The organism is Propionispora hippei DSM 15287 (assembly GCF_900141835.1).
GTDB lineage: Bacteria > Bacillota > Negativicutes > Propionisporales > Propionisporaceae > Propionispora > Propionispora hippei.
This window is the reverse complement of the sequence record NZ_FQZD01000009.1, coordinates 76,672-97,830: the sequence shown is the minus strand read 5'-3', so window position 1 is coordinate 97,830 and position 21,159 is coordinate 76,672. Positions and strand designations below refer to the sequence as shown.

The 21,159-nt window shown below is 41.5% G+C and carries 18 protein-coding genes; 14 read left to right on the top strand and 4 right to left on the bottom strand.

Annotated features, from left to right (window positions below; genetic code table 11):
* Positions 1-5: 5 nt before the first annotated feature.
* The 10 genes from F3H20_RS06680 (at position 6) to F3H20_RS06630 (ending at position 15,504) form a co-directional block, all read left to right on the top strand.
* Entirely contained in the window at positions 6-782 is a 777-nt protein-coding gene (locus F3H20_RS06680) for an MBL fold metallo-hydrolase (protein ID WP_149734170.1), read from the top strand.
* A gap of 16 nt (positions 783-798) precedes the next feature.
* Positions 799-1,905, top strand: coding sequence for a S1C family serine protease (locus F3H20_RS06675; RefSeq protein ID WP_149734169.1), 1,107 nt, complete (start codon positions 799-801; stop codon positions 1,903-1,905).
* Between the two features lies 1 nt (position 1,906).
* Positions 1,907-2,386, top strand: coding sequence for a 23S rRNA (pseudouridine(1915)-N(3))-methyltransferase RlmH (gene rlmH, locus F3H20_RS06670; protein ID WP_149734168.1), 480 nt, complete (start codon positions 1,907-1,909; stop codon positions 2,384-2,386).
* Positions 2,387-2,802: 416 nt separating this feature from the next.
* On the top strand, positions 2,803-3,813 hold the full coding sequence (locus F3H20_RS06660; protein WP_149734167.1) for a hypothetical protein: 1,011 nt from the start codon (positions 2,803-2,805) through the stop codon (positions 3,811-3,813).
* 631 nt (positions 3,814-4,444) lie between these two features.
* A complete protein-coding gene (locus F3H20_RS06655; RefSeq protein ID WP_149734166.1) occupies positions 4,445-5,569 on the top strand; it encodes a radical SAM protein in 1,125 nt (374 codons plus the stop codon).
* Between the two features lie 321 nt (positions 5,570-5,890).
* Complete coding sequence (locus F3H20_RS06650) at positions 5,891-7,336, top strand: MFS transporter (protein WP_149734165.1); 1,446 nt, start codon at positions 5,891-5,893, stop codon at positions 7,334-7,336.
* 368 nt (positions 7,337-7,704) lie between these two features.
* On the top strand, positions 7,705-8,490 hold the full coding sequence (locus tag F3H20_RS06645) for a DUF1189 domain-containing protein (protein ID WP_149734164.1): 786 nt from the start codon (positions 7,705-7,707) through the stop codon (positions 8,488-8,490).
* A 787-nt stretch (positions 8,491-9,277) separates the two neighbouring features.
* On the top strand, positions 9,278-13,165 hold the full coding sequence (locus F3H20_RS06640; protein ID WP_149734163.1) for an acyl-CoA dehydratase activase: 3,888 nt from the start codon (positions 9,278-9,280) through the stop codon (positions 13,163-13,165).
* Positions 13,166-13,394: 229 nt separating this feature from the next.
* Positions 13,395-14,597 (top strand): MFS transporter, encoded by a 1,203-nt coding sequence (locus F3H20_RS06635; RefSeq protein ID WP_149734162.1) that lies wholly within the window; start codon positions 13,395-13,397, stop codon positions 14,595-14,597.
* Between the two features lie 169 nt (positions 14,598-14,766).
* Positions 14,767-15,504: a class I SAM-dependent methyltransferase gene (locus F3H20_RS06630; protein ID WP_149734161.1), complete on the top strand. Its 738-nt coding sequence runs from the start codon at positions 14,767-14,769 to the stop codon at positions 15,502-15,504.
* A gap of 137 nt (positions 15,505-15,641) precedes the next feature.
* Here F3H20_RS06630 and F3H20_RS06625 read toward each other — a convergent pair whose 3' ends face one another.
* Positions 15,642-16,025 (bottom strand): hypothetical protein, encoded by a 384-nt coding sequence (locus F3H20_RS06625; RefSeq protein WP_149734160.1) that lies wholly within the window; start codon positions 16,023-16,025, stop codon positions 15,642-15,644.
* A 286-nt stretch (positions 16,026-16,311) separates the two neighbouring features.
* On the opposite strand from F3H20_RS06625, the gene F3H20_RS06620 reads away from it, so the two are divergent.
* From F3H20_RS06620 to F3H20_RS06610, 4 genes are all read left to right on the top strand, one after another.
* Positions 16,312-16,683 (top strand): MmcQ/YjbR family DNA-binding protein, encoded by a 372-nt coding sequence (locus F3H20_RS06620; protein ID WP_149734159.1) that lies wholly within the window; start codon positions 16,312-16,314, stop codon positions 16,681-16,683.
* Positions 16,684-16,924: 241 nt separating this feature from the next.
* Entirely contained in the window at positions 16,925-17,236 is a 312-nt protein-coding gene (locus F3H20_RS06615) for an antibiotic biosynthesis monooxygenase (RefSeq protein ID WP_149734158.1), read from the top strand.
* Positions 17,237-17,353: 117 nt separating this feature from the next.
* Positions 17,354-17,530: a hypothetical protein gene (locus F3H20_RS19845; protein ID WP_188128222.1), complete on the top strand. Its 177-nt coding sequence runs from the start codon at positions 17,354-17,356 to the stop codon at positions 17,528-17,530.
* Positions 17,531-17,831: 301 nt separating this feature from the next.
* Positions 17,832-19,136, top strand: coding sequence for a hypothetical protein (locus tag F3H20_RS06610; protein WP_149734157.1), 1,305 nt, complete (start codon positions 17,832-17,834; stop codon positions 19,134-19,136).
* 177 nt (positions 19,137-19,313) lie between these two features.
* On the opposite strand, the gene F3H20_RS06605 is transcribed toward F3H20_RS06610, so the two are convergent.
* The 3 genes from F3H20_RS06605 to F3H20_RS06595 are packed head-to-tail and all read right to left on the bottom strand — an operon-like array spanning position 19,314 to position 21,108.
* On the bottom strand, positions 19,314-19,703 hold the full coding sequence (locus tag F3H20_RS06605) for a hypothetical protein (RefSeq protein WP_149734156.1): 390 nt from the start codon (positions 19,701-19,703) through the stop codon (positions 19,314-19,316).
* Between the two features lie 5 nt (positions 19,704-19,708).
* Entirely contained in the window at positions 19,709-20,269 is a 561-nt protein-coding gene (locus F3H20_RS06600) for an RNA polymerase sigma factor (RefSeq protein WP_223191657.1), read from the bottom strand.
* Between the two features lie 41 nt (positions 20,270-20,310).
* Positions 20,311-21,108, bottom strand: a complete 798-nt coding sequence (locus F3H20_RS06595) for an EFR1 family ferrodoxin (RefSeq protein ID WP_149734154.1) — start codon at positions 21,106-21,108, stop codon at positions 20,311-20,313.
* Between the last annotated feature and the right edge of the window lie 51 nt (positions 21,109-21,159).

Genomic DNA, 21,159 nt, shown 5'->3' with positions numbered 1-21,159 from the left:
TTTTTATGCAAGTGCATGTATTGGCAAGTGGGAGTAAGGGCAATGCAACCCTGCTGCAAGGCAGGGACGCAAATATTTTAATTGACGCCGGCATCAGCACCCGGCGGATTAAACAGGAGCTGGCCAAGCTGGGCACCGGACTGGAAGAACTTGACGGCATTGTGCTCACCCATGAGCACCGAGATCATATTGCCGGCTTGACGACGCTGACTAAACGGTATCGTCTGCCCGTATATACCCGTCCGGACACCTGGTTGTCCATGACCTTAAAAGACACCCTGCCACAGGAATGCTGCCGGGATTTAAACGATAGTCTGGACATTGGCAGCCTGAAAATCGAGCCCTTTGCCATTTCCCATGACGCGGCTGATCCGGTAGGCTTTAATTTCTTTGAGGACGCCTGCAAATGCAGCGTAGTAACCGACCTGGGCTTCGTTACCGATTCGGTGAAAAGGGCGTTATCGCTGTCCGATATCATGGTATTGGAAGCCAACCATGATATCGGCATGTTGAAAAACGGCTCTTACCCGTGGTCCTTAAAACAGCGCATCATGAGTAACCGGGGCCATTTGTCCAATATGGACGCAGGCTGGACTTTAGCCCGTTTGGATAGAAAAAACCGGACTGACGTTTTTCTGGCCCATTTGAGTCAGGAGAATAACCGGCCGGACATTGCGAAAAATACAGTCAGCAGTATATTGGCCGAGCAGGGGTGCGAGGTTGGTGAGGATGTTCGTCTCTATCTTACCTATCCGGATCGCTGCGCCAGTATGGATGAATGATAAGGGGGCTTTTGCTATGGCACAGTATAAAAGGATTACTTCTTATATTATTGTTGCTGTCATTGCCGCGTTGTTGGGAGGTGGCTTTGTCTGGGGTTACAGCCATAAGCTGGCTAAAAATACACCGCAGGGTTCCAGTAACTTGGCCCAATTGCCGTCTAACGGCGGCACTCTTTCCGATGCCCGTAACACAGCGGTGGTCCGGGCCGCCCAGCAGGTAGGCCCGGCTGTGGTGGGGATCACCAATAAGGCTTATGCTAATGATTTCCGGGAAGGGAAGGTGCTGGTGGAGCAGGGAACCGGTTCAGGCGTGATTTTTGATGCCAAAGGGTATATTGCCACCAATTATCATGTAGTGCAGGATGCCCAGGAAATATCGGTATCGCTTTCGGACGGGCGAGTGGTAGACGGCAAAGTGCTGGGTAGCGATCCGGCCACCGATCTGGCGGTTGTCAAGATTGACGCTGACAATCTGCCTGCCGCTACGCTTGGTGATTCGGACAGCCTCATGGTCGGCGAGCCAGCCATTGCCATTGGCAACCCACTGGGATTGGAGTTTAAAGGCAGCGTGACGGCCGGGGTAATCAGCGCACTTAATCGTTCGATTGAAATCGGTGATCGGAAATTTAAGCTGATTCAGACTGATGCCGCTATTAACCCGGGGAATTCCGGCGGCGCTTTGGTTAACGCCGACGGTTTGGTCATCGGCATTAACAGTGCTAAAATTGCCGTCGCCGGCGTCGAAGGCATTGGATTCTCCATTCCGATTAATACCGCCCGCCCTATTTTGCAGTCATTGATTGAAAAGGGGAAGGTAATCCGGCCCTATCTGGGCATTGGAGTATGGGATAAGAACAGTGCGGCTCAATACGGCTATAGCTTGAATATTGACAAAGGTGTCTACGTTGCCAAGCTCTACAAGAACGGAGCAGCCGCCAAGGCAGGCATTAAAAAAGGCGATGTCATTTTGAAAGTGGCCGGCACCGACACCAATACCGTGGCTGATCTGCGTTCGGTTACGGATGCTCAGGCTGTAGGCAGCAGTGTGGAGGTAGTCATTCAGCGAAACGATAAAACGATGACTGTAACCGTAACTTTAGAAGAGATGCCGGAACAGCAATAAGATGAGAATCACTGTAGTTGCTGTAGGAAAAATAAAAGAAAAATACCTTACTGTCGGCATTGCCGAATTTGTCAAACGCCTTACTCCCTATTGCAAATTTAACATTGTCGAAGTAGACGAAGAAAAAATGCCGGACAATCCTTCCACGGCTGAAAAAGCCAAAGCCCTGGCCCGTGAAGGGGAACGGATGCTTAAATACATTAAGGCTGACAGCTATCTTATCGTACTGGATGTGGCCGGCAAACTGGCTTCATCGGAAGAACTGTCAGCTAAACTGGACCAACTGGCGCTCACCGGCAAGAGCGATATCACCTTCGCCATCGGCGGCGCCTTCGGCCTGGCTGATAACATAAGGACAGCCGCTAACGAACGACTGTCCTTTTCCAAAATGACCTTTACCCACCAAATGATCCGCCTGCTGCTGACCGAACAAATCTACCGGGCGTTTAAGATCAGCCGGGGGGAACCGTATCACTGGTAATGGAGAAGAATGCTCTCGAGCCTTGAAAAAACAGGGCTTGAGGGCTTTGTTTTTTGTGCGTTCCTAAAGTGGGGGAGAAGGTAGCTGTCCTGATTGTTCTGCAAATTTGGGCAAGCATGTAATGATTATTCAAAGTACGTTTATCTGATGCCAGATAAAGAAGAAAAATCTAACCATGTCGAAAAAATATCGGCTGAGGATTTGCAAAAAGCATTTGATTTAGGAGTCAGACTTATTAAATCGCAATTGATATTTAAAAGCGATTAAAATATTAGGCAATATAATGACATTACAGTCTGATATCAATAAATTGTTACAAATGTTGGAAGTGAACAGTTCTTGACACTTAATGAATTTCCAATAATTTACGATATATGGTATATGGAGTAAATTTATCAATAAAGAAGGGAATTTTCATGCCAATAAGAATGTTAGATCCACTTTCGCTGTCTAATGTAAGCACTCAACTTTCGTCGCAATTCCAAGCAAGCATCCAGTTAGATCCCGAAGCCCTAAAAGAGATGACGGCGAGAGCTGCTGCAAATCCACCACCATCGATTGTGATAAGTCAGGATCAATATAACTCAATCGCACAAAATTGTATTTCATCTGAGATGCAGAATGATGACTTCGCTTTTTCGATTTCTGACTGCACTTCACCGCAAGATGCGCAAAACTGGCAGGACTATTTCAAACAAACAGCACTGACATCGCAAAGCATTCAGCAGGACTTGGCAGCGACTAATCCTGATACGATTGACGGTAATGTATATTACCAAGACTTTAATGGGACGCGTATTACCTCTGCTACTGACAATGGTACAGACTATCTTAATAATCTTATAGTCAAGTCAAGTTTTTATAAAAGTGAGCTGCAAAGTAATTTTCAAGGTGATGATCTACAAGCACGCGTAAATAGCTTGGATAATTACGTTAATAATCTTGTTGAAAATTTTGCTCAGAAAACAGCCGACAAAATTTCTAATAAGCTACAAAGCACTGATCCCACTAGTAGCCTCACTGACGACAAAATAAAAACAGACATTCTAAATATCTTCCAAGATAATTCGCAGCAAATGCAAGAAATTATAAGCGCGAACCCTGACAAATGGCAAACTATTCTACAAACAGGGGGCGATTATTTAAATTATTTTAGAAACAAGTTGGAAACAGCTACGACAACTACCACTACTACAAATACAAATACAGCAGAGAGCAACACAGGCGATGAATTAAATTATTCTGGTCTAAAGAATTTGATTCAAACTACGGCAGGTATAGTTGCTCCTCAAGAAGTTAATCAAATAAACTTAACTTCCAATAATCTTTTTGGCGTTATCTCTAACGACATAGACTCTATTATAAGAAAAACTTATCTTTCCAATTCTTCCGATAACCAACCCTATATTATTTGTATAACTGCTTAACAAGCTGCTTATCTTTCTGGATGAGTGCTATGGGGAATGGTCATTTTCTGTCTCTCATTTCAACTGTGTGAAGCACAGGGACGGTTATTATGAGAGTCTTTTTCATGCGTTCTTTATGCCAATGGTTGTCATGACTGTTCCGATGCTTCCGTTGAAGAAAAACAAAAGTCGCCATTACCAGTGATACGGAGAACCGCATCACTGATAACGGTTCGACTAAAAATATTAGAAATAAAGAATTGACTCTGGTCCCATCCCTATATTCGGATATAAATTCGCTATCATACCCGCTACGGAGAACTGTACCACTGGTAACGATGAAAAATGGTCTCAACCCTTTAAAGTATGGGATTAGGAGTTTTTTTGCGTACTAAGCGAGAGGAAAATATAAGTGCCTTGTACCTTTCGAATGGGAAAGCCGGTAGTGCTTCAACACGGCCGGCTTTCCCGCCCCAGAGACATTCCTGCCGACATTGTTGAAAACTGATGCGTAACCCAGTATAATTTAGATGATACGGCATGATTACTCTTTATAAGAATAAGTAATCATGCTCAACTACCAATTTTTAAATGGTATTCATATTTGGCGAATAATGTGAAATATAGATTTAAGCAGATAGGCGGATAGGTTATGAAAATTTCCAAGAATGATGCGTTGATATGGTTTGATTTTTTTTCGCAATTACCTGAGGACGAGGAAGTTAGTGTAAAACATGAAGAAATTATTTACGCTACCTTTGCACAAATTGAGGCAGCCGTTGATCATCGGAATGATAGGTTAATGTCGGACATTAAAGGTTTAAAAACCTTAGAAAATAGAACTGTTTTTGTAGGAAATGAAAGCAAATTCCCTCAGGGATGTCGCTCTTGTCTGCTGGGTACTGGTTTGAGTGCAATCAGGAAAACGAACAAATGTAATTTGGAGTGTAAGTTCTGTTATAATTATGGCGAGCTAGACGCTATTCATCCGGTTGGCGAAGGACTGTGGGAAATTGGCGGCACAAAATTTTACGAGAAGGATATAGACTTGCTTCTTTCTATTCAGCAAAAACCCACTGGTATTTCCTACGTTTATTTAGAGCCTTTTATGGAAATTGAAAAATATTATACGATTATAAAGAAATTTAGTGATGCTCAAATTCATCAGCATTTATACACAAATGGCACGTTAGCCACAGAAGAGACATTGAAAGCATTAGGTGAAGCCGGTCTTGATGAGATACGTTTCAACCTGGGTGCTTCTAACTGTTCGGACAAAGTCATTGAAAATATTGGATTAGCGAAAAAATATATTAAAAGTGTAGGTATTGAAACGCCAATGACTCCGGAGTTTTTCGAAGCATTTTTCAAGAAAAAGCAAGCAATCTTCGAAACAAAACTCGATTTCATCAATTGCGCCGAATTACATTTAAATGAGAATAACATAGGCAATTACTATGGGGAAAATATGTATATTTCCCGACATGGCTATATATCCCCAATTTGGAGCAGGGAATTAACTTTGAAATTCATGAAAATAGCAGAGGAAGAAAACTGGGATTTAGCCGTTCATGATTGCTCAAACTATACAAAGTTTGCAAGAGGTTTAAACTTGAGCAGCAAAGAGGGTATGTGGTTCGGCGCCAGTAATTATGCCTGTGAGTTTTCTATGATTCCATACGAAATATTTATACCGATACTGAATGATGACAGTTTCCAATTTTTAAATGAAGAAGAATTGCCTGACGACTATAAACCGGAAATTATAGATTTTTAGAGGGGCGCGTCTTTAGGAATTCTCTTAACCCAACAGAAGGTATGGAAAATCGTCAAGAGGGGTATGTCTTTCCTGTTCTCCAATGGAAATTACCATCGCTGAATTTTAGCGCTGAAAAGCGACGCAGCAGGATCGTTTGACTAAAACATTCGCCTAGGTCCGATATGGTGAACCGTAGCGTTGTAAGGGTGAAAAATGGCCTCAATCCTTGACATAACAGGGATTGGGGCATTTGTCTTTGCTAAATAGAAATCAAATAAAAATCAATATGTTGTAGCTTAGAATAGTGTAAGTATTGCCGGTGCAACGGAAGGAGAAAAAATGAATGTAACATGTAATAACCTCAAGAGTTCTTCCCACATTCGGTGGTTTATTTTAGCCGATGTTTTATTGGGGACGTTTATGGCTACTTTGGATAGCAGTATTGTTAATGTTGCTTTACCTACTATTTCAACTCAATTGAATGTTACGTTGTCTATTGTGCAGTGGATCGTTGTTTCTTATCTGCTGGCTATTGCAAGTCTGTTGCCGATCTTTGGCCGCTTGGCTGATATGTGGGGTAGAAACAAAGTTTACTCCATGGGTTTTCTTGTTTTTACGTTGGGGTCAGTGCTTTGCGGATTGTGCAATACTATCGGAATGCTTGTGGGAATGCGGGTTTTTCAGGCAGTTGGAGCTTCGATGATGATGGCTACGAATCAAGCTATTATCGTATCTAGTTTCCCGGTTAGCGAAAGGGGCCGGGCCTTAGGTTTGCTGGGTACTTTTGTTGCCTTGGGTTCGCTGACAGGACCGGCACTGGGTGGGTTTTTAGTAAGCTGGGTAGGTTGGCGATATATTTTCTATGTCAATGTACCGATCGGAATCATCGGTTATTTGTTGGCAAACATTATTTTGCCTGCCGATAAAGACAAGAAAGCAGCATCCTTTGATTACAAAGGGAGTATTCTTTTTACGATGGGTTTAGTAGGAATACTGTTTGCGATTAATGACGGAAATGTTTTTGGCTGGAATTCACCGATCATTCTTGGTTCTTTATTTTTGGGAGTTATCTTGTTAGCAGTATTCACTCTGGTGGAGTTTCGGTTGGAAAATCCCTTGATAAATTTCAGTATTTATCGCAACCGTGTTTTTATGTTAGGCAACTTTTCGGCATTTCTCAATTTTGCCGCCACTTTTGCTAATGCGATTATCATGCCCTTTTTCTTACAGAATGTCTTACATTATTCCAGTCTCCGAGTAGGACTAATGATGGCTTCTTTACCCGTTTGTATGGCTATCGCAGCACCGCTCAGCGGGTATGGTTCTGATAAATTTGGTCCCATATGGTTTGCTACCGGTGGTTTGCTGCTGAATACATTAGGTTATCTGTTCCTGCTGTCTGTTACAACCCATTCAACTTTTGGGGGAATTATCCCCAGTCTTATTTTAGTGGGTGTGGGTACTGGCATGTTTCAGCCTCCCAATAATAGCTTTGTTATGAGTTCGGTTAGCAAAGATCAAATTGGGATAGTAAATGGACTGAATGCACTGATACGGAACCTGGGAATGATCATGGGGGCATCCTTATCGGTGTTGATTCTTGAAAAATTGCAAGCCGCCATATTATCAGGGATAGCCAACCCTACGCAAGTTCAGTTGGATAGTAGTTTTGTGGAAGCTTTTCACATCGTTATGGCTTTTGTGGCCGGAATCTCCGTATGTGCCGCAATCATTTCTTTTAGCAGGAAAAACTATATTTTGTTAAAAGGTGGATTGCAGGAATAAATTGCTTGGTGAGAGCAGGGGACTAGGCATGAATTATTTAGTTATTATCCATTTGACAGAATAAATATATAGTATATTGAACAATAGAGGTGGAAGTAACAATGACAGAACAGGAAGAAATTACGGGGAAGGTCTGATCCTCCTGCTGTTAACCAAGTAAATCTACCGGGCGTTTAAGATCCAGTCGGGAGGAACGGTACCATCGGTAATGGTGAAATAAATCCTGCTAAATTTTTTGTAAAAATTTAGCAGGATTTATTTTCTTTTAATGGAATTAATTAGAATGTCAAATCCGTTGCAGTTTCCTTATATGAAAAATATTGACCAGGGATTTACAGTAATATTTGCTTAGGGGGATTACAGCTAAAATGAGCTTTTGGGAACAATTAGTTGGTAGTGTAATGAAGCCAGATTATTATTTGAATTTTATTAAACAGTCAAAAGGTAAAGCGGTAACATATTTAATATTACTTACTTTAATTACAAGTACTTTATATGGAATACGAGTATCATTCGTGTGGAATGGTATGGTAGATTCGCTAGGCAAGGAGTTTCAAAACAAGTCGCCAGATTTCATATTTTCGAATGGAGAGATGATGGTAAAGGCTCCCATGCCATATGTAATCAGTAAAGCCAATAAAACACTATTTATTGTCGATACGAGTGGAAAAAGTGATGAAGGCATTTTAAAAGACTACGATAAAGGCGTTTTTATTGGTAAAAGTAAAATTGTTAATAAGAAAAACTCATTGGAAACCCAATCTTATGATTTGAGTACCGTGAAAAATCTTACATTTACAAAAGCAGATGCAGTGAAAGCTATGCCATGGATAAAATGGGCTAATATTCCTATAGTACTCGGTCTGCTTATATTTGGTATTATAGCTAATTTAGGTGCTGCATTACTTGTGAGTATTTGTGGATGGATCGCCAGTAAGATTATGCATTGTCAGATCGACTTTAGCGATCTTTATAAAATTGGTATTTATGTTTTGACCATGCCGTTATTTTTGGAAATGGTAAAAAATATTACTGAAATTAATGTACCGTTGTTTAGAGTCCTTTTTTATGCAATTTCTATTGGATATGTCGTAAAAGTATTAATAACAGTGAAGAATAAAAATAATATTGGAGTAGATGTTCAGTTGTCATAGAAAGTGCAGTGCCGATGTCGAAAGTGGATTTTAATGCCCTATAGGACAAGTATGTAATGAACAGGGAAGATCGTTCATTATTACAAACGGGCGGACTCAGCTTTAAGCATTTAAAGTCTAGTATAACAATGCTTTCCAATGCAATTCCAGATGAGCTTTTTGCGGTCATCTGGAATTATATTTTCTAGTCTGCAATACTCTGTATTAATGGGACGGCCCATTCAATTCACAGAATATAATAAGTAGAAATGTAGCTATACAAATTTAACGACTCGCTCTCGCTAATGATTGATGGCTTTAATAGTAAAAATCAAGACGTTACTTCAAGGGTATCTTTATTGTTTAAATCAGTAGGAGTTCAGGGACAGGCAGGTTAATTATGCAAGTGGACAAATTTGGATGGAATATACTGTTGTACTTACCTTCGCCATTTGGCTGGGCTTTTGGTCTAGTCGATAACATAAGACTAACGAGCGATTGTCCTTTTCCAAAGTGAGATTTATCTATCCCATGATCCACCTGCTGTTGACAGAGCAAATCTAACGGTGTTTAAGATCAGGCGGGGAGCCCATACCCCTGGCAATGGCAAAACTAAAAACTATAAGTCTCCTAACCAGACAGACCGTAACTTACCAATGGTAGGTTATGGTCTGTTTTTGTATAATCATGCGGCCTTTGATATAGATCACTTCTTTTTAGCGACAGAAATAGTATGATTGCATTATAAATTAAAGCGAGAAGCTAGTTAATACAGCAGTTCTACTGTTATCAGGGAGTGTGAGCGAATATGTATCATATCGGTATAGATATAGGTTATGCTACATTTAAATATATCATTTTAAAAGAAACCGCTGAAATTGATAGTGGGTATTTGTTTCATCGAGGGAATATGGACGCTGCATTTAGTAATTTGCTGACCAAAATAGAAAAAGAGTATAACCTCAGAGAATGTTATTTTGGTATTGCCGGCGAACAAGCAGAGCGCCTGCCTAATTTGAAACAATATATTGTTAATGAAGTGACAGCTTTAATTGAAGGGGCCTTTGCCAGCGATTCTTCTTTGCGCACTATTATTGAACTTGGGGCCCAAAAAGCAAAGTGTGTTACCAATGTTTCCGCCGGAGATAAAGCCCATATCAAGTTTTCGATGAATTCAAGCTGTTCGGCGGGAACAGGTTCTTTCCTGGAGGAACAGGTTTCGCGGTTAGGGATTAGTTTGTATGAGTACTCCGACTATGTAAAGAAGGCAACAAACATTCCCCGGATAGCGGGGCGCTGCAGTGTATTTTCCAAAACAGATATGATTCACCATCAGCAGGAAGGCGTGAAAACCGAAGATATATTGCTGGGGCTGGCTTACGCCCTGGTGCGAAATTTTAAGGCCAATGTAGTCCAGAAGGAAGCGCTTACCCCTCCGGTCATGCTAACCGGTGGAGTGGTGCACAATAAAGGCGTTATCACCGCGTTAAAAGCAATATTTCAGTTAGAAGATAAGGATATTATTATACCCGCGCAGTTTGATAAGATGATTGCTTTCGGGGCAGCGCTTTTGGCCAAAGAGCAGCAAATGACTGTGACCGTGGCGGGACTCAAGGCTGCAGCCGGCCCTGCTCAGCAGGATAAAAAAGAAACTAACGGTTATCCCGCATTGTATCCATTTGGTCAAAATGAAAGCAGTAACAAACATACCTGCCACAGTGCGGAAAGCATCCAGGAAGGCTACTTGGGAATTGACATTGGCTCTACCAGTACCAATCTGGTATTGATTGATCAGGAGAAAAAGGTCATTGCCTATCGATACTTGCGTACGAAGGGAAAGCCTCGCCAAGTGGTTAACGACGGAATTGCTGAGCTAGCGGAACAATTTAAACACCAGCTCAGGATAAAGGGAATTGGGACAACGGGGTCAGGCCGCTATCTGATTGGTAATGAGTTGGGGGCGGACATCATTGTTGATGAAATTACTGCCCAGGCCAAAGGCGCAGTTGCGACTGATCCTGAGGTGGATACCATCTTTGAAATCGGCGGGCAAGATTCTAAGTATATTCGTCTGCAAAATGGTATGGTTGTAGATTTCGAGATGAATAAAATATGTGCCGCCGGAACAGGATCATTTATTGAAGAACAGGCGAAAAAATTAGCTATACCTATTGAAGACTTTTCCCAGTTAGCGCTAAAAAGTGAAAATCCCTTAGATCTAGGTGACCGGTGCACCGTTTTTATTGAAGGAAATACCGCTAAAGCGTTAGCGCAAAATGAGAGTAAGAACGATATTGCCGCCGGCCTGGCCTATTCTATTGTCAATAATTATTTAAACCGTGTCGTGGGCACCCTATCTATTGGTAATAAAATATTTTTGCAAGGCGGCATTGCTTATAATCAAGCCGTGGTTAATGCATTTCGGGCGGTACTAAAAAAAGATGTCCTTATACCTCCATTTTTTAGTGTCACAGGGGCTTTAGGAGCGGCCCTTTTGCTGCAAGAAAAAATGATGCAGGATACCCAGACTGTGAGCAGAGATAAACATAGCGATTCATCCGCTCCCTGCAACATTTTGCAGGAAATGGAAAGCTTGTTTTTAAAAAATTATACCGGTGCTATCGATAAGACGAAACTGACCATCGGCATTCCTCGCGTATTGTTTTTGCACAAATTGTTTCCCCTGTTTCATGAAGTATTCAAGACATTAGGGTTTAATGTAATCCTGTCGAAGGCAACGGATGAGGACATCGTGGCTTTGAGTCAGGAGTATTCACTGGATGAAACTTGTTATCCCATAAAACTCATTAATGGTCACGTTGCTTCCTTATTGAAGCAAGGGGTGGATTATATCTTTCTGCCCAGTTTGTATACGATGAAACATGATGTTTCTAAAAGCCGTGAGGACTATGCCTGCGTATACATGCAAAGTACCTCGAAGTTGATTTCTCATGTAATGAACCTAGCCGAGAGAGGCGTAAAATTATTAGCGCCGGCGCTTTCTTTTAAATTTGGTAAAGTGTATATGATGAAGACCTTGTTAGCTATGGGAAGAGAACTGGGGAAAAACAAGGCCCAGATGGCCTTTGCCATTATGAAAGGCATGGCGAGGATGAAAGAATACAGCCGTGATGTGGAAGCGTTAAATCAAAGGGTAGCAGAGAGTTTGCAAAAGGAAGAAAAAGCATTTATCATCATAACGCGAACCTATAATGCGGCGGACCCGATACTCAATATGAAGATTCCCCAGCAACTAATCAAGATGGGCTATAAAGTGCTAACCCTCGCGAATATTTCCGCCTATGATTATGACGTATCGGCGGATTATCCCAATATGTATTGGCCCTTTGGACAACATATTTTGGCGGGGGCAAAGCTCGTAAGGGATATGCCTAATCTGTATCCCATTTATATTACCAACCATGGTTGCGGCCCGGATACCGTATTAAGCCATTATTTTACCGCCGAAATGCAGGGCAAACCGTATTTGCATATTGAGGTAGATGAACATTCCTCCAGTGTTGGTGTAATTACCCGCTTGGAAGCGTTCATTAATAGTTTGGATAATTATGACGGAAAAACAGCAGCCCCAGAAGGCGCAGCGAAGAAAGCGAACTCTGGCAGAAACGAAGCGGACAAACTGGTCCTGCCGAATCTGTATCCTTATAGTCAGGTCCTAGGCGAATGGTTTGCAAGTAAGGGAATTGCCACAGAAGTTTTACCGGCGTCTACCCAAAAATCATTAGAAGTCGGCAAACAGTTTACTAAGTCTAAAGAATATGTATCGCTATTTTCTTTGTTAGGCGATGTCTTTTATCACTTGCAAAATACGGGAGAAAAGAGTGCAAAACTCTGGCTGCCGCAAAGTGAAGGCAGCGAGGTATATGGTCAATACGGAAAAATAATGAGTGAAAAATTAAAAGCCGCAGGCTATCAGGCAGAAGTGATTTCTCCCTTTATCGAAGATCTATTGCAAAGTAAGGAGTATGGTTTTACTTTTGCCTTGGGGGTAATCCTGGCCGATCTGGTGATGATCGCCGCTAAAGAAGATCGGGACAAAATGCTGCTAAAAGGACTTGACCTGATGAAAACTGGCGGACTAAGCGAACAAAATCTTGTTGCCTTAGCCAGGGAGATTTACAGTGGGCTCAAGGAGAAGCAGCATGATAAGCAGCTTTACGTACTTGGCGAAGGAAGTGTCATATTTAATGGCTATTTAAATAGTTTCCAATTAGAAGCGTTGGAAACCAAGCATAGGCTATGGTATCAGCCTTTAGCGGAACAACTCCTGTTTACCTGGCATGATCATTTCCGTAAAGCGCCTAAGAGTGACACACAATATAAAATAAACCTAGAGGAAATAAAAGCGCTTCTAAAGGAAATTGGCAATGCCTTAGCGGAGTATAATCCCTTTGATAAGGATTTTGATGGACTAGTGAAGCAGGCTGATAAAAAATTAGACCTGTATGCCGGTGGTGGTGGGCGATATAGATTTGCTAAGCTATTTCGCTGCCCTGAAGCGATCCATGGTATTTTAATGGTGAGTTCCATGTATGAAAACACGGCTACCATACAAAAAATGCTGAGGAGCAGAGCTGCGAAAGAGCTAAGCCATCCTGTACTTGACTTGTCCTTCGATGGGTCCAGTCACAGCAACAATAAAGAAGTACTGGATACTTTTATACACTATATATAAAACTGAATAAAACAGCGAGGATTTTATACATTTGGCATTAAAGGAAGAATGTTAGGTATAGAGAAAAGGAGAGTTCCTTCGCAGTTAACAAAAACTGGGAAGGAGTTCTCTTTTTATTTATGGAATAAGTAGTAAAATAGCAGGATTTCTTACACCAAAAGGCTAGTGGTAAAATAATTATAAATCGCCCTTTAAAGTCTCGAGAGCAATAATTGCAGGAGAAAATGAAATGAATAAAAATGAAAAGCTTCAGGCCGGAAGATTTAGCAATGTACCAATTATAGTTTTATTAGTTTTGATGTATGTCATAGTTGCTATGAGTGATAACTTTAAAGGCATATTTGTACCGTTTTTTAAAGATGATTTTGGCGTAAATAATACGCAGATTGGCTATATTCTAACAGCCAGCCTGCTGGCCTATGCAATTTTTCAATATGTTGGCGGCATTCTTATAGAAAAACTGGGGTACAAAAAGGTCATATCCCTTGGTTTCATTACAGGAATTGTTTCCTTGGTACTCTTAATTTCATTTAAAACCTATGCAATGTTAGTTATTGGTTTATTTGGTTTAAATATTGGCATGGCGATGTTCAATGTGGGCGTTAACACATTAGGGCCAATCCTTACGGTTACATCCACAGCTGTTCTGATGAATTTCGTGAATTTTTCCTATGGAGTTAGTAATACGACGATACAAAAAACGGTAGGTAATCTGTTGGCTAAGGGTATACTTTGGCCCAAGTTTTATGTTTTTATGCTGATCTGTTGTGTGATATTATTCGTATATTTGCTGCTAATTAAAATACCCTATACGCCCAAAAGTAAAATGGTGACTTATAAAAAGGCCGATTTGTTTAAAAACAAAATGCTTTATCTTTATATAGTTGCGTTAGGATTTTATTTAGGTTCGGAATATGGTATTGGCAACTGGTTTGTTAATTATATGGGCGAGGAATTTAAGTTGGATGCCGATAAAAGGGCCCTTTACGCGGCGCTGTTCTTTGGATTTGAAACAGTAGGAAGGTTATTTGGCGGATTTATTGTCGATCGGTTAGGCACCTTTCGAAGTATGCTAATCTATGGCGGCTTTGCGTTCTTGTTATCTACGGTGGGTATTGTACTGGGGGAGGCAGGGCTAATGATATTCGCGCTGGCCGGATTGTTTTATTCTATTATATACCCGACTATAATCACGACTGCCCATGAGGTTTTTAAAGACGCAGCATCCTATGCAACAGGGTTAATTTTAATGTGCGGAACACTCATCGCGATGGTTGTAAATATGGTAATGGGTATAGCAAACGATGTAATAGGTGTTTACTATTCATATTTTAGTGTGGCTCTGTGCATGGCTATAACTACATTAGCCATTTTGTTAATTAAAAGAAGTGTGGAAATAGCAAAGGGGAAACAACAATTGCTGCAACCATAATAATAGAGGTTGCCTGGGGAGGAGCCGGGGACGTCAGACTGTATAAAAATGTTTTAACAGTGGAACTAATTTTTATGATAGACAGGCTTAAACATTGATTCATGAGAAAAAACTTAATCTTCGGCTTTCAAATTTTCATTTATATGACTGACGGAAAAAAGGTGAATCTATGAAAAACACATATGATGATAAACAATTTTTTGATCAATATGCGAAAATGTTACGAAGTCAGCAAGGCTTATCCAGTGCAGGAGAATGGCGCCAGTTCAGAGCTTTGTTTCCGGATTTAAGCGGCAAAAGCGTACTGGATCTGGGGTGTGGTTACGGCTGGCACTGCAAATACGCTGCTGAATGTGGTGCAAAGCGGGTGCTGGGTATCGACCTGAGTGAAAAAATGATCAATGCAGCAAAAGAAAAAAACAACGACCCTAAAATCACCTACCGGGTTTGTGGCGTGGAGGACTATGACTATCCGGCCAATTCCCATGACTGTGTGACTTCTAATCTGGTGCTTCACTATATTGCAGACATTGGCGCAATTTTTAGAAAGGTATACCTGACGCTAAAGAAAAATGGCGTTTTTCTTCTCAACATGGAACATCCTATTTTTACGGCAGGTGTGAATCAGGATTGGATTTATGATTCGGACGGAAAACCGCAATATTGGCCTGTGGACAACTACTTCTATCCCGGAGAGCGTATTACGCATTTTCTTGGACAGGATGTCACGAAACAGCATCACACACTGACGCAAATTTTAATGGGACTCATAAGTACCGGATTTCGGCTGGAAGTAGTGGAAGACGCGATGCCAAGCGTCGACATGATGAACCTTCCGGGCATGGCGGATGAAATGCGTCGTCCGATGATGCTGTTAATTAAGGCAGTGAGAAAAGAAACGCGATAAAGAAATTGTTGAACTAATTCAAGAAATTCAGCAGGACACAGGCAAAGCGGTTATCACAATGAATAACGGTACACGTGAAGTGAAAAAGAGAACTGAGGATGTTTTCGCGTATCCCAATTTAACTATCGAAATGGCGGCTATACTTCGCCGCCATTTTGTTTGATGATAGTTACCGCCTCTTCCACACGATTAGGCGGGACAAAAACAACAAGAGTAAAGGCATGCCCTCCGGCTAATGGGTTTCCGCTCATGCTAAAGCCGCTTACAGAGGGGTCGGCGCCCATGAGCACGCGTTCAACTGTTTTGGATTCTTTTGAAGTGTTGGCCGAAAACAAGGTGAGGCCCGTTAATGTTTCGGCACTGGATATGGCGCTGTCCATCTCGTCGTCGGTAGATACGCCATACCGGCTGGAGCGTTTGATGGAACTGTCGGTTAGTCCGGCATTTGCCAAAGCTGTTTTTGCCGCTTCTGCTTTAGTCATGGAAGGGAAGGTGGAAATGATTGTTTGTTCTTTTGGCATTTTATTTAGCCTCCTAAAGGATAGTCTTAATAGCATTTGTTGTAATCATTTTTCTATCCCTCTGGGGAGTGCTGTTGCAGTAATATTCAAGATATTATAGGAATAAAACGAGGTCAGCCGTCAGAAAGGCTATGGGGGACGGTACTGTTGATTTAAAGTATAATGCGAGTTAGAATATACTTGAGATAAGCAGGAATGAAAAGTTCGTCTAAAGTTAGGCCAATTCATATTTCTTATCTCATTGCTATGCTTATAGCCATTAGAGCTTTTAAAGGGGCAAAGATATATGACGCGTAAGCAGCTTATTTTTTTGTGTTTGAAATTCAATGACGTTTATGAAGACTATCCTTTCAATAAAAGGCAGTCTGACATCTTATGGACTACCATAAGACATAAAGAAAATAAAAAGATTTTTGCTTTAATTTTTGAGCGTGAGAGTCAATTATATATTAATGTAAAATGCGAGCCTCAGTACATAGAAGAGATAAGGGAACTGAAGAAAGATGTTTTTCCTGGCTTTCACATGAATAAAAGTCATTGGAATACCGTGAGAGTTAATGGCGATGTGTCTAAGGAAGAATTGGCGCAGATGATTAAGCATAGTTATAGCTTGACATCAATAAGAAGCGGGCGGCGCTGTCTCGCTGAGAAATTATAGGGAAGTCTGTTCGAGTCACCGGAAGGCAGGAAGTATAATATCGCTATACAATTTTGGCAAGAGATTATCTAAGCGAGAAATGATCGGACTCAACAGTACCATCCCCTTTATATGGGGAGACAGGGACATGTTTCTTTGAGAAATTCAAATAATTTCTCAAAGGTGAAAAGTGGTTTTCAAAATAGGAAAAACCGTCCATAGAAGGCTTACATCAATAAATTTGAATAAGAGAGGGATCTATATGATTGTTACTTGTGTTACTGTTTATGTAAAGAAAGAATTCATCGCTGAATTTATCGAAGCTACATTGGAAAATCACAAAAACTCTATTAAAGAGGAAGGCAACCTGCGTTTTGATGTACTTCAATGCAATGCGGATGAAACAAGATTTTTTTTGTATGAAGCCTATTTAACAGAAGAATCGGCAGCAGCGCATAAGAAAACGGACCATTATCTAAAGTGGCGCGATACGGTTGCCAATTGGATGGCACGGCCACGGGAGGGAGTTGCCCATTCGGTTATTGCACCCCTTGAAAAAGATTTATGGAAGTGACAAGAATGCAATTCGGAAGAAAAAACTCCGGAATAGTGAGCTAACTTTAGAAGTACTTAATTTCTATGATATTGCTGCCGGCCTGGCAGCATACTTATGCTGGAAGGGGAAACAAACATGGCAGTTGTAAAGTGCACAAAATGCGGAAAAGTGTTTAATACAGAAGGGGCCATATTGAAGCCGATCGGTGATGGCGGATATATGGAATGTTGCCCTAAATGCGGTAGTACGAGTGTATATTATGTGGATGATTTCCAAAGAGAAGAAGAGGATAGCTGGTGGAAGGGCTTTTGATGAATAGGCCGGGAAGACTTGGCAACCGGTGGCCAGGACACCTTCTTTGCCTCTATTGAAACAGAATTGAGGCCGGTGATTGAAGAATTTGCATCCATTGACCGTAGCCGGCTTCCTCCAACAAGAAGGTGATTTTTTGCTTATATTATTGTAGAAGAATTTTGAATTATGTGTAATTTTCCATACGGGACAGTGGCTTAGGTAAAAGTATGATATAATAAATATCAAATATATGGAAACCGGAGATTGGCTATAAACAAAACTTATTGCGGTATAAATTTTTTATAAAGGGGGACGTACAATGGAACATGGTAAGCGGTATCCTGCTGTTCCACAGGATATTTTTAATTACCTGGTAGGAAAGTACTCCGCCAATAGCCAGTTAAGTTGTGTATTAAGGCTTACAGGACGCATTGACGAGAGACTATTCGAACAAGTGTTGCGCATATCGTTAGAGCTGGAGCCTATTTTAGGTTGCCGATTGATTGAAGAAGATGAAACCGCTTATTGGGAGTGGCGAGATGATCTTAGTCAAGTTCAATTGTGCTCTGTTGTTGAAACTTTGGAAGTCGAGGAAGAGCTTCGGAGTTTTATTGCACAAATGGTAGACTTTGAAAAGGATTGTCAGATAAAGGCTAGGGTATTTAGAGCTGAGACGGACACCATATGCGTAATGGTTAATCATGCCTGCTGTGATGCGGGTGGCCTTAAGGAATATATGGAACTCTTGATTTCTATTTATGATCATTTATTTAAAGGCAGCCAATATACAGTCCAACCTCCAGTCTCTTATAATCGTGGACAAGATGAAATTTTTCAGTTGCCTAAAGTTATAGCTAAAATCAATACGATGATGAATAGAAAAGAAGCACCCACAGACCCTGGAGATACGGTTGCCATTCCTTGCACTTTAGGGGAAAGCATAAATCAAACCGTAGTGTCCCGGCAAATTAGTCCACTTCAGTTTCGCAGGTTAAAACAATATGCACGCAACAACGAGGCAACGATAAATGATGTTTGCTTAGCTGCTTTAAGCCGTTCTCTTTCCAAGATAGCAAAAATAGACAATGAACTTATCTCTTTATGCTTTACTTCCGATTTACGGACGTATTTGCCTGAAAAAAGAACAAACTCTATTTACAATCTTTCAGGAATGAATCCCATTCGAATTCATCAAAAGTTAACAGAAAGTTTCCATGCCACTTTGGCAGGAGTTTTAAGCGAAACAAAAAAAGTAAAGAATGATTGCCCTGGTATAGATATGGCTTTATATTTCCAAACGCTTGGACAAGTCAGCTTTAAAAAGGCAGAAAGTCAATTTGAGCAATTTATTGCAGAAAAGGTTAAATTAGAATATTGTAATCCATGGTTATCCAATGTAGGCGTTTTGGCTAAGGAAAGAATCCACTTAGGTTCCGTTGCGGTTGAAGATTACTATATGATTGGCAGCGGATGCTATTCTCCTGGATTTATGATGATTGCCAGCACATATAATGATACGCTGACTTTATCGACAAACTTTTTTGAATCAACACTTGCCCAAAGTACGGTGGAACAGCTTATGGATTTGATGGTATCGGATATGGCGATTTTTGCAGAAGGATAAAATAGGAGCTGTGCTGGTATTCCGATGAATAGGCAGGCGGACGTAACTTTTATAACGGCCTTCCTTTGGCCTATAACGCAGCCTCTGCTAATAAGGCTTCGATAAAGACTCATTAATACCAACTACCTTTCTGAATCCAGATTCGCTTAAGGTCTAATACATACAAGGTGTTTCCGTCTATTTTTCCTTATCCTGCAGGCGGCTCATGAAGCGTTCCAACGAGTATTTTCCTTCTTCCTGCCACCAGGTCTCATAGTACAGATCCTGATGATCGCTGGAATCGACTTCCTTTTTGGCAAAGTTGACTTTACAGGCTGCAGCGGGCTGCAGCGGTGATTTATGATAGCCGTGACTGCCGAAAATCAGACGGGATAGTATTACCAACCCGACACTCTGCCAGTAAGTAATCGCCTTCCAGCCCCATAAATCAGGCAATAGTGCATTCCATAGTGCTTGCACAAAAAAACCGAAGGCAAGCCCCAGGAGTAATGCTAACAGCAGGCCATATAAAATTTGCACCAATACGTGGCGTGTTTTGGTTATACAAAAATTACAGTGAACGTTCATGACCTCTATTCACCTCTGTCCAAATTTTGTTTATACTCTTGCAGCAGTTTTCTTAGTTTAGCGGTTGCCCGGCTTTTTCTTGCCAGCAGCGTGCCGATCGGTTCTTGCCATTTTACCGATAATTCCTTGAAGCTGTAGCCGTCAATTTCCGTGGCAACCCATATGGCACGCTGTTTGGGCTCTAAGCTTACTAAGGCGGTTTTTAATAGTAAAGCAAGTTCTTTTTGTTCTACGATATATTCAATAGCTGCCCGGTTATCCAGCAGTTCATTTCTTTGCAGTTGGGCATCCACCTCGGCGGCATCCAGGGAGACTGCCGGTTGGGGACGGCGAAACCAATCGAATATTTTATTTTTAACCGATTGATAGAGATAGGGCAGCAGATTTTCAATGGGGTGATCAGCGCTCAACCGGTTATATATGTTAAATAAAGTATCGGCTACGATATCTTCCGCATCCATATCGGAAATACCTGTGATCTTGGAGCGAACAAAACGAAGTAAGTTTTCTTTTTCTTGCTTAAACAGGATGATGAGATCTTGTTCGTTTTTTTGCAAAATAAACATTCCTCTACAAGGTTCGTACGCATATAGCTGAGTAAGGCTAATCATGGCAGTCTGTCGATAAGCAGTTCCTTAACGGTGACCTGGGGGTGGCGGTAACGTTGCCGGGCCGCCGTCCGTTTGCCAAACTCGATGCTTTCGGACGGGCATAGATGCAGACAGGCCAGGCATTCCTGGCAATCCTTCCGCCATTGCGGCCGTTGCCCTGCCATCGTTATATTCTTGACGGGGCATACCTTGGCACAAGTAGCGCAACCGGTACAGGATTCTCTGCAACTGAATTTTGTATAAGTACTAGGGAGTAAATGTTTCTGCCAATACCGGTTGATTCCCTGGAGAGGGGTATACATTCCTTCCGAATCATAGTGATACTTGCGGATTAAGATCGAATGAATCATTCGTTCTATTTTTTTGTCGGCTGCCGCTAACGTTTGCTGCAGCTTTTCCGGTGCCGGAATGTCGGAAAGCGGGATATAGCTGGATATCATCTGTACATGATAGCCGGCATGCAGTTCTTGTCCTTGGACAAAGAAAAGCTTTTTGAGCTGCTTCAGTGAACTGTTCAGGTATTGGCTGCTGCCACTGGTTATGATCGCAAATACATAATTTACGCTTGGAGCAAATTTTAATTTACGGATAAAGGCGGCAACCAGCGGCGGCACGCCAAAGTAATGGGTGGGAATGACCAGGCCTACCATGTCGGCATCAATATAAATACTTTCTTCTTGCGCCGTGTGCGGAATGGGACATAAACGGCAATCTTCAATGTTGGACGCCAGAACATTAGCCACGTGCTTGGAGTTGCCGGTGGCTGAAAAGTAATAGATGATAGTTTTCGGCATAAATGAATAACCACCTACTGGTTTATAGTTTGCAAGTATTTAATAAAAGAC

What these genes read in the sequence shown, in the direction of transcription:
- F3H20_RS06615 (WP_149734158.1), top strand. Translation starts at nt 16,925, where the DNA reads ATGATTGTTACTTGTGTTACTGTTTATGTAAAGAAAGAATTCATCGCT.
- F3H20_RS06625 (WP_149734160.1), bottom strand. Translation starts at nt 16,025, where the DNA reads ATGCCAAAAGAACAAACAATCATTTCCACCTTCCCTTCCATGACTAAA.
- F3H20_RS06655 (WP_149734166.1), top strand. Translation starts at nt 4,445, where the DNA reads ATGAAAATTTCCAAGAATGATGCGTTGATATGGTTTGATTTTTTTTCG.
- F3H20_RS06640 (WP_149734163.1), top strand. Translation starts at nt 9,278, where the DNA reads ATGTATCATATCGGTATAGATATAGGTTATGCTACATTTAAATATATC.
- F3H20_RS06675 (WP_149734169.1), top strand. Translation starts at nt 799, where the DNA reads ATGGCACAGTATAAAAGGATTACTTCTTATATTATTGTTGCTGTCATT.
- F3H20_RS06645 (WP_149734164.1), top strand. Translation starts at nt 7,705, where the DNA reads ATGAGCTTTTGGGAACAATTAGTTGGTAGTGTAATGAAGCCAGATTAT.
- rlmH (WP_149734168.1), top strand. Translation starts at nt 1,907, where the DNA reads ATGAGAATCACTGTAGTTGCTGTAGGAAAAATAAAAGAAAAATACCTT.
- F3H20_RS06650 (WP_149734165.1), top strand. Translation starts at nt 5,891, where the DNA reads ATGAATGTAACATGTAATAACCTCAAGAGTTCTTCCCACATTCGGTGG.
- F3H20_RS06680 (WP_149734170.1), top strand. Translation starts at nt 6, where the DNA reads ATGCAAGTGCATGTATTGGCAAGTGGGAGTAAGGGCAATGCAACCCTG.
- F3H20_RS19845 (WP_188128222.1), top strand. Translation starts at nt 17,354, where the DNA reads ATGGCAGTTGTAAAGTGCACAAAATGCGGAAAAGTGTTTAATACAGAA.
- F3H20_RS06635 (WP_149734162.1), top strand. Translation starts at nt 13,395, where the DNA reads ATGAATAAAAATGAAAAGCTTCAGGCCGGAAGATTTAGCAATGTACCA.
- F3H20_RS06595 (WP_149734154.1), bottom strand. Translation starts at nt 21,108, where the DNA reads ATGCCGAAAACTATCATCTATTACTTTTCAGCCACCGGCAACTCCAAG.
- F3H20_RS06610 (WP_149734157.1), top strand. Translation starts at nt 17,832, where the DNA reads ATGGAACATGGTAAGCGGTATCCTGCTGTTCCACAGGATATTTTTAAT.
- F3H20_RS06620 (WP_149734159.1), top strand. Translation starts at nt 16,312, where the DNA reads ATGACGCGTAAGCAGCTTATTTTTTTGTGTTTGAAATTCAATGACGTT.
- F3H20_RS06630 (WP_149734161.1), top strand. Translation starts at nt 14,767, where the DNA reads ATGAAAAACACATATGATGATAAACAATTTTTTGATCAATATGCGAAA.
- F3H20_RS06600 (WP_223191657.1), bottom strand. Translation starts at nt 20,269, where the DNA reads ATGTTTATTTTGCAAAAAAACGAACAAGATCTCATCATCCTGTTTAAG.
- F3H20_RS06660 (WP_149734167.1), top strand. Translation starts at nt 2,803, where the DNA reads ATGCCAATAAGAATGTTAGATCCACTTTCGCTGTCTAATGTAAGCACT.
- F3H20_RS06605 (WP_149734156.1), bottom strand. Translation starts at nt 19,703, where the DNA reads ATGAACGTTCACTGTAATTTTTGTATAACCAAAACACGCCACGTATTG.